The organism is Actinosynnema sp. (assembly GCF_052038725.1).
Window position 1 is genome coordinate 1 of record NZ_JBQGCX010001309.1, and the last position, 6,956, is coordinate 6,956.

A 6,956-nucleotide genomic window follows, 5' to 3' on the forward strand; every position below is an offset into this window, starting at 1 on the left:
GCACCAGCGCGCGTCCGCCCGGACGATGGGCAGGCGCTCAGAGCGAGCGCCTGCGGACCACCTCGAAGCACAGCACCGCCGCCGCGCTCGCCACGTTCAGCGACTCCACGCCCGCCGCCATCGGGATCGACAGCCAGTCGCTCACGTGCTCCCTGACCCCGTCCGAGATCCCCGCCGTCTCGCTGCCCAGCACGAACGCCGCCCGCTCCGGCAGCTCCGCCGCGTACACGCTCCGCTTCGCCGACGCGTCCAGCGCGAACAGCGGGTACCCGGCCGCCCGCAGCTGCGCGGCGGCCTCGGCGGCCGTCCCGCAGCGCAGCACCGGCGCCCGGAACGCCACCCCCGCCGACGCCTTCACCACGAGCGGGTCGATCGACGCCACCCCGCGCCGGGGCACCACGATCCCCTCGACGCCCGCCGCCGTGGCGGTGCGCAGGATCATGCCCACGTTCGCGGGCGTGGTGATCCCGTCCAGCAGCAGCACCCCGCGCGGCCGGGACTCCAGGGCCAGCGCGAGCGGCGCCATGCGCGGGGCGACCACGTCCGCGAGCACGCCCTGGTCGTGCCTGCCGTTGCCCGCCAGCACCTTCACCCGCTGCGCGGTCGCCCGCTGCACCCTGACCCCGCGCCGCGAGGCGGCGTCCAGGATCTCCTTGGCGGCGGGCCCGCGCGCGCCCTCCGCCATCAGCACCTTGTCGACCTCCAACCGAGGGTCGTCCAGCGCCTCCAGCACGGGCTTGCGGCCGTAGACCGTGACGAACCTGTCCTTGGGCGAGATCTCCACGCGTGCATGGTCGCACCTCCGCCCGGCGCACCGCGAAACCCCCGATCAGCCCTTGCGGATCAGCTGTCAACTGTGATGATCGTCCCATGACCCCGCGTCTGCGCAACGTCGCGCACCGTGACCACCTGCTGGCCCGAGGCCGCGAGGCCGATGTCTTCCTGCGCCCGGACGGCCTGCTCCGCAAGCGCAGCCGCTCCGGCCGCGACCCCCGGCCGGAGGCCGAGCTGATGCGCCACCTGCGCGCCCACGGCATCCCGGTGCCCAGGGTCGCCGAGGCCGACGCCACCGAGATCGTCATGGAGTACGTGCCCGGCCCGCGCATGTCGCAGGAGCTGGACGCCAAGCCGTGGCGCGCCCGCCGCCTCGGCCGCCAGCTCGCCCGCCTGCACCACGACCTGGACGCCGTCCCCGCCCCCGACTTCCTGCCCGGCGAGGGCGCCCTGCTGCACCTGGACCTGCACCCCGGCAACGTCGTGCTCGGCCCGGACGGCCCGGTGCTCGTGGACTGGGCCGACGCCGCGCGCGGCGACCGCAGCCTCGACGTGGCGCTCAGCTGGCTCGCCGTCGAGGTCGGCCGGGTCGCCCCGCTGCGCAGGCCGGTCAGGGGCGCGTTCCTCGGCGCGTTCCTGGCGGGCCGCGTCGACGCCGCCGTGCGCCGCGCCATGCCCGCCGCCGCCCGCATCCGGCTCGGCCGGGCCCGCCGCGACGACGCCGAGGTCGCGGCCGTGAGCCGCCTCGTCGAGCGGTGCAGCGGATAGCCTGGCCCCATGCCCGACCGACTGTCCGCGCTGGACGCCTCGTACCTCTACCTGGAGGACGCGTCGACGCCGATGCACGTCGGCAGCGTCGCGGTGTTCCGCAGGCCCAAGGCCGGTTTCGACTACGACCGGCTGGTCGACCTGGTCGAGCAGCGGCTCTCGCTGGCCCCGCGCTACCGGCGCAAGGTGGTGCACGTGCCGGGCAGGCTCGCCCGCCCGGTGTGGGTGGACGACCAGGACTTCGACGTCACCTACCACGTGCGCCGCTCCGCGCTGCCCACGCCGGGCACCGACCAGCAGCTGCACGACCTGGTCGGCAGGCTCATGTCCCGCCCGCTCGACAACACCCGCCCGCTGTGGGAGGCCTACCTGGTGGAGGGCCTGGCGCGGAACCGGATCGCCGTGGTCACCAAGACCCACCAGGCCATGGTGGACGGCGTCGGCGCGCCCGACATCACCCAGGTGATGCTCGACGTGTCCGCGTCCCCCCGCCGCCAGGTCGAGAACCTGTGGATGCCGCAGCCGGAGCCCAGCGGCCTGCAGCTGGTCGTGGACGCGGTCGCCGAGGCGGTGCAGCGGCCCGGCGAGGTGGTGGAGAACGCCCGCTCGGCCGCGCTGGACACGGTCGCCACCGTCCGCAAGGCCACCGACGCGCTCGGCGGCCTCCTCTCGGCCGTGCGCACCGCCGCCACGCCCGCGCCGGGCAGCCCGCTCAACGTGCGGATCTCCTCGCCGCAGCGCCGGTTCGCGGTGGCCAGGACCCGCCTCGACGAGTTCCGCGCCATCCGCAGGGCGCACGGCGGCACGGTCAACGACGGCGTCCTCGCCGCCCTGACCGGCGCGCTGCGCGCCTGGCTGCTCTCGCGCGGCGAGGTCGTCTCGGCCAGCACGACCATGCGCGCCATGACGCCCATGTCGGTGCGCTCGGCCGACGGCAGGCCGGGCGAGGTGTCCGCGTACCTGGTGGACCTGCCGGTGGGGGAGCCGAACCCGGTGGTGCGGTTGCACCACGTCAGCCACGCCACCCGCGCCCACCAGGAGTCCGGCCAGAAGGTGGCCGCGCAGACCCTGGTGCGGGTCAGCGGGTTCGCCCCGCCGACGCTGCACGCGCTCGGCGCGCGGGCCGCCAGCTCCTTCTCGAAGCGGCTGTTCAACGTCGTGGTCACGAACGTTCCGGGCCCGCAGGTGCCGCTGTACGCGTCGGGCGCGAGGATGACGGAGATGTTCCCCGTGGTGCCGCTGGCCAAGAGCCAGGCGCTGGCGATCGGCGTCACGTCCTACGACGGTGGTGTGTACTTCGGGCTGAACGCTGACCGTGACGCGATGCCGGACGTGGACGTCCTCGCGGGCATGGTCGAGGAGTCGGTGGAGGAACTGATGGGAACGGTGTCCGGATGAGGGTCTACCTGCCCGCCACGGTCGCGTCGCTGCGCGCCCTGGTCGAGACGGGCGAGTTCGCCCCGGTCGGCGGGACCGGGTTCGCGCTGACCCCGGCGCTGCGCGAGTCGTACGCGGCGGGGGACACCGAGGAGCTGGAGTACGCCGCGATGCTCGACGCCGCGCGGGCGTCGCTGCGGCTGCTCGGCCAGGAGCTGTCGGGCGACGAGAAGGCCCGCCCCCGGCGCGCGGTGGTGTCGGTGGACGTGGAGGACGGCGCGGTGAAGCTGCGGCCCGACCTGGACTTCTCGGTGGTGAAGCTGTCCGGGGCGATCCCGCTCAAGAAGATCGCCGCGGTGCACCTGGACACGGCCGAGGCCGAGGACGCGGTGCGCGAGGCGGCCGACGTGATCGACGCCGCGGACCTGGGCGACCCGGACGCGGACTTCGCGGTCGGCAGCGCCGAGGACCACGAGCTGGCCTGGTACGCGCCGCAGGAGCTGCCGTTCGTGCTGGAGCTGATGTAGCGCTGGACCTGGGGGGCCCGCGCGCGGCTCACATGCCGCGCGCGGGCTCCCACAGCTCGACCCGGTTGCCCTCGGGGTCGACGCACCACCCGAACCGCCCGTACTCGGAGTCCTCGGTCTGCTCCAGCACCTCGACGCCGTGCGCCCGCAGCCGGTCGAGCAGCGCCGCGAGGTCGTCCACCCGCAGGTTGAGCATGGCCCGCTGGCCCGGCTCGCCGAAGTAGTCGGTGTCCTGGGCGAACAGCGCGAGCGTGGTGGTGCCGGGGTTGTCGCGGGTCGCGGTCTCCTCCCAGTGGAAGGTCACCGTCCCCCGGTCGTTCATGGGGATGCCGAGGTGCGCCCGGTACCAGGCCGCGAGGCGGGCGGGATTGCGCGCTCTGAGGAAGATCCCGCCGATTCCGATCACCCTTGCCACCCGGCGGACGTTACTCCGCGCAGCCGCTTCCACCGGCTGTGTTCAGGGGTAGGCCGCCTGATCCGGTGAACCACTGCGCTCGGTAATTCGAAACCGGGCCACCCTCAGTGGCCCGGCGGACCGCCCCTAGTCGTACTCCTCCAACTTCCCCCGCGACTCCAGCCGCCGCTCGGTCGCGGCCCCCGTCGTGACCAGCTCGTCGAGCCTGCACTCCGGGTCCTCCTCGCCGCCCAGGTGACCGCACCCCGGCGGGCACTCCTCGGCCATCTCCTTCATGTCCGGGAACGCCATCACGATGTCGTCCGGCGTGATGTGCGCCAGCCCGAACGAGCGGATGCCCGGCGTGTCCACCGCCCACCCGCCCTCGGGCAGCGCCAGCGCCACCGCCTGGGTCGACGTGTGCCGCCCCTTCCCGACCCCGCTCACCACGCCCACGGCCCGGTTCGCGTCCGGGACCAGCCGGTTGACCAGCGTCGACTTGCCGACGCCTGAGTGCCCGATCAGCGCCGACAACCGGTTCACCAGCCGCTCCCGCAGCGCGACCGGGTCCTCGTCCGACCGGGTCACCACCACCGGGACGTCCAGCTCCGCGTACGCCTCCAGCAGCTCGTCCGCCGACGCCAGGTCCGACTTCGTCAGGCACAGCAGCGGCTCCAGCCCACCCGCGTAGGCCGCCACCAGGCACCGGTCGATGAACCCGCGCCTCGGCTCCGGCTCGGCCAGCGCCGTCACGATCACCAGCTGCGCCGCGTTCGCCACCACGACCCGCTCGAACGGGTCAGTGTCGTCCGCGGTCCGCCGCAGCACGCTGGACCGCTCCTCCACCCGCACGATCCTGGCCAGCGTGTCCGGCTGCCCCGAGGTGTCCCCGACCAGCCCGACCTGGTCCCCGACCACCACCGGCGTGCGCCCCAGCTCCCGCGCCCGCATCGCCGTCACCAGCAGCGCGGGGTCGGAGTCCACCGCGCACGTCCAGCGGCCCCGGTCGACGCCGACGACCATCGCGCCCACCGCGTCCGCGTGCTCCGGCCGCCGCTTGCTCCTGGGCCTGGTCCCCTTGCCCGGCCGCACCCGGACGTCGGACTCGTCCAGCTTGCGCCAATCCCGTCCCACGTCAGCGCTGCCCGAGCATCGCCGCCCACATGCCGGGGAAGTCCGGGATCGTCTTGGACGTCGTGCCGATGTCGTCCACCTCCACGCCGGGCACCCGCAGCCCGACGATCGCCCCGGCCGTGGCCATCCGGTGGTCCGCGTACGCCCGCCACGTGCCGCCGCGCAGCGCCCTCGGCCGGATCAGCAGCCCGTCCTCGGTCTCCTCGGCGTCCCCGCCCAGCCCGTTCACCTCGGCGACCAGCGCCGCGAGCCGGTCGGTCTCGTGCCCGCGCAGGTGCGCGATGCCGCGCAGCACCGTCGGCCCGGACGCGAACACCGCCAGCGCCACCACGGTCGGGGTCAGCTCGCCCACGTCGTGCAGGTCCAGGTCCACCCCGCGCAGCTCGCCGCCGCGCACCCGCAGCCCGTCCGCGCCCAGCTCCACCGAGCAGCCCATCTCCGCCAGGATGCCCCGGATCGCGTCACCGGCCTGCGTCGTCGCGGCGGGCCACCCCGGCACGAGCACCTCGCCGCCGGTCACCGCCGCGGCGGCCAGGAACGGCGTCGCGTTCGACAGGTCCGGCTCCACGTCCCACTCGCGCCCCGCGACCGGCCCCGGCTCGACCCGCCAGGTGTCCCGCCCCGAGTCGTCCACCACGACCCCGGCCTCGCGCAGCATCGCCACGGTCATCTCGATGTGCGGCAGCGACGGCACCGGCTCGCCCTCGTGCGCCACGGTCACGCCCGCGTCGTACCGCGCGCCCGACAGCAGCAGGCCCGACACGAACTGGGAGGACGCCGACGCGTCGATCACCACCTCGCCGCCGGGCAGCCCGCCCGCGCCGCGCAGGGTGAACGGCAGCGCGTCGCCGTCCACGTCAGCGCCCAGCGCCCGCAGCGCGCCCAGCACGGTCCCCATGGGCCGCACCCGCGCCTGCTCGTCGCCGTCGAACACGACCTCGCCCGCGGCGAGCGCGGCGACCGGCGGCAGGAAGCGCATGACCGTGCCCGCCAGCCCGCAGTCCACCCGCGCCGACCCGCGCAGCTCACCCGGCTGCACCAGCCACGACCCGTCCGGGCCGTCCTCGATCCGCGCCCCCAGGGCGCGCAGCGCCTCCGCCATCAGCAGCGTGTCCCGGCTGCGCAGCGGCGCGCGCAGCACCGAGGGGGCGTCGGCGATGGCGGCGAGCACCAGCGCGCGATTAGTGATCGACTTCGAGCCGGGGACCGGTACCGTCGCGTTGACGGGACCGCCGGCGGTGCGGGCGGGCCACTGCTGCGTCATGCCCAGATGATCCCGCATCCCGTTCCCGGCGGCTCGCACCGGTCGCCGCGACGTGCGACGATGAGCCAGGAGGTGATCGGTTGTGTGCGGCAGGTACGCCTCCACCAAGAACCCGGCCCAGGTGGCGGCCGAGTTCGACGCGGTGGACGCAACGGACGGCGCGGTCCCAGGGCCGGACTACAACGTCGCCCCCACCAAGACCGTGTCCGCGGTGGTCGACCGGCACCCGCGCGACGCGCGGGGCGAACCGGTGCCCGACGAGGTCGAGCGGACCGTGCGCGCCATGCGCTGGGGCCTGGTCCCGCACTGGGCCAAGGACCTCTCCGGCGCCGCCAAGATGATCAACGCCAGGTCGGAGAGCGTGCTGGAGAAGCCCTCCTACCGCGACTCCGCCGCCCGCCGCCGCTGCCTCGTGCCCGCCGAGGGCTGGTACGAGTGGCAGCCCGGCGAGGGCCGCAAGCAGCCGTACTTCATCACCCCCGGCGACGGCTCCAGCCTGGCCATGGCGGGCATCTGGTCCGTGTGGTGGCAGCAGGAGGGCGACGAGCGCAAGCCGATCATCACCCTCGCCGTGCTCACCACCGACGCCGTCGGCGAGATGACCCAGGTCCACCACCGGATGCCGCTGATCCTCCCGAGGGACCGCTGGACCGACTGGCTCGACCCCGACCGCGCCGACCCGAGCGCGCTGCTGGCCCCCGACCTCGACCTGGTGAAC

Annotated in this window: 8 protein-coding genes; 4 read left to right on the forward strand and 4 right to left on the reverse strand. The window is 74.7% G+C overall.

Features of this window, described 5'->3' with window-relative positions; all coding sequences use genetic code 11:
• Window positions 1-37: 37 nt before the first annotated feature.
• Window positions 38-784, reverse strand: coding sequence for a TrmH family RNA methyltransferase (locus ACTUAL_RS27655; protein ID WP_096496908.1), 747 nt, complete (start codon window positions 782-784; stop codon window positions 38-40).
• Between the two features lie 86 nt (window positions 785-870).
• On the opposite strand from ACTUAL_RS27655, the gene ACTUAL_RS27660 reads away from it, so the two are divergent.
• Genes ACTUAL_RS27660 through ACTUAL_RS27670 form a run of 3 tightly spaced genes read left to right on the forward strand, consistent with a single transcriptional unit; the run spans window position 871 to window position 3,446 of the window.
• Window positions 871-1,542 (forward strand): phosphotransferase, encoded by a 672-nt coding sequence (locus ACTUAL_RS27660; protein ID WP_096496907.1) that lies wholly within the window; start codon window positions 871-873, stop codon window positions 1,540-1,542.
• A gap of 9 nt (window positions 1,543-1,551) precedes the next feature.
• Window positions 1,552-2,940 (forward strand): WS/DGAT/MGAT family O-acyltransferase, encoded by a 1,389-nt coding sequence (locus ACTUAL_RS27665; RefSeq protein ID WP_096496906.1) that lies wholly within the window; start codon window positions 1,552-1,554, stop codon window positions 2,938-2,940.
• Window positions 2,937-3,446, forward strand: coding sequence for a DUF6912 family protein (locus ACTUAL_RS27670; RefSeq protein ID WP_015804986.1), 510 nt, complete (start codon window positions 2,937-2,939; stop codon window positions 3,444-3,446). The genes ACTUAL_RS27665 and ACTUAL_RS27670 overlap by 4 nt, the downstream gene beginning before the upstream one ends.
• A 28-nt stretch (window positions 3,447-3,474) precedes the next feature.
• Here the strand turns inward: ACTUAL_RS27670 and ACTUAL_RS27675 are convergent, their stop codons facing one another.
• The 3 genes from ACTUAL_RS27675 to aroA all read right to left on the reverse strand — a co-directional run bounded on the left by ACTUAL_RS27675 (window position 3,475) and on the right by aroA (window position 6,238).
• Window positions 3,475-3,861, reverse strand: a complete 387-nt coding sequence (locus ACTUAL_RS27675; RefSeq protein WP_041837151.1) for a VOC family protein — start codon at window positions 3,859-3,861, stop codon at window positions 3,475-3,477.
• Between the two features lie 126 nt (window positions 3,862-3,987).
• A complete protein-coding gene (gene rsgA / locus ACTUAL_RS27680; protein WP_440902292.1) occupies window positions 3,988-4,974 on the reverse strand; it encodes a ribosome small subunit-dependent GTPase A in 987 nt (328 codons plus the stop codon).
• Window position 4,975: 1 nt separating this feature from the next.
• Window positions 4,976-6,238, reverse strand: coding sequence for a 3-phosphoshikimate 1-carboxyvinyltransferase (gene aroA / locus ACTUAL_RS27685; protein WP_440902293.1), 1,263 nt, complete (start codon window positions 6,236-6,238; stop codon window positions 4,976-4,978).
• A gap of 82 nt (window positions 6,239-6,320) precedes the next feature.
• Here aroA and ACTUAL_RS27690 point away from each other — a divergent pair.
• Window positions 6,321-6,956 (forward strand): SOS response-associated peptidase (locus ACTUAL_RS27690; RefSeq protein WP_440902294.1); only part of this gene is annotated, 636 nt, incomplete at its 3' end.

Bases quoted from the DNA above. Each gene is read 5' to 3' on its own strand.
- ACTUAL_RS27660 (WP_096496907.1), top strand. From the start codon at position 871: ATGACCCCGCGTCTGCGCAACGTCGCGCACCGTGACCACCTGCTGGCC.
- ACTUAL_RS27665 (WP_096496906.1), top strand. From the start codon at position 1,552: ATGCCCGACCGACTGTCCGCGCTGGACGCCTCGTACCTCTACCTGGAG.
- ACTUAL_RS27670 (WP_015804986.1), top strand. From the start codon at position 2,937: ATGAGGGTCTACCTGCCCGCCACGGTCGCGTCGCTGCGCGCCCTGGTC.
- aroA (WP_440902293.1), bottom strand. From the start codon at position 6,238: ATGACGCAGCAGTGGCCCGCCCGCACCGCCGGCGGTCCCGTCAACGCG.